General features: G+C 70.2%; 1 protein-coding gene. It reads left to right on the forward strand.

What is annotated here, in order from left to right:
- Positions 1 to 51: 51 nt before the first annotated feature.
- On the forward strand, positions 52 to 668 hold a 617-nt coding region (locus C1I99_RS31805; protein ID WP_111137800.1), incomplete at its 3' end, for a TMEM175 family protein.

Raw genomic sequence — 668 nt, forward strand, 5'->3', positions numbered from 1 at the left:
GTAGGGGACGAGGGCGCGGCGGAGGGCTACCGCTACGGGCGGGACCGGGAGATGGCGCGGGACGCCTCCCGGGTGGAGGCGTTCAGCGACGCGGTCATCGCGATCGTGCTCACGCTGATGGCCGTGGAACTGCTCCAGCTCGGTCCGGCCCGTATGGGCGGTCAGGAGCTGTCCGCCGCGCTCGTCCACGAGTGGCCGTCCTACCTGGCGTATGTGATCACGTTCGCGATCGTCGGGCAGGTCTGGCTCACCCACCACAACATGTGGCGGTATGTGGTGCGGGTCGACCAGTTGCTGCTGGTGCTCAACCTGCTCCTGTTGCTTTTCGTCGCGGCCATCCCGTTCACCGCCGACCTGCTCGCGGACAACCTGCGCGGCAGCGCGACCGAGCAGCGGCTGACCGCGGCCCTCTACGTCGGCGCCGTGCTCGGTGAGGCGTTGTTCTTCAACCTGAGCTGGTGGTGGGCGCGTCGCCGCCGGTTGCTGCACCCCGACCTGGATCCCCGGCTGGCCCGGGCGGTGGCGCTGCGGTTCCTGCTCGGCCCGCTGCTCTACCTGGTCGCCTTCGCCTTCGTCTTCGTCGACCCGATCCTCAGCCTCTGCCTCTACCTCCTGCTGGTCGCCCTCTACCTCGTCCCCGGCCCCGGCGACCTCCCCTCGTCCGGCGC

It is taken from the genome of Micromonospora deserti (genome assembly GCF_003236335.1).
GTDB classification, from domain to species: Bacteria; Actinomycetota; Actinomycetes; order Mycobacteriales; family Micromonosporaceae; genus Micromonospora; species Micromonospora deserti.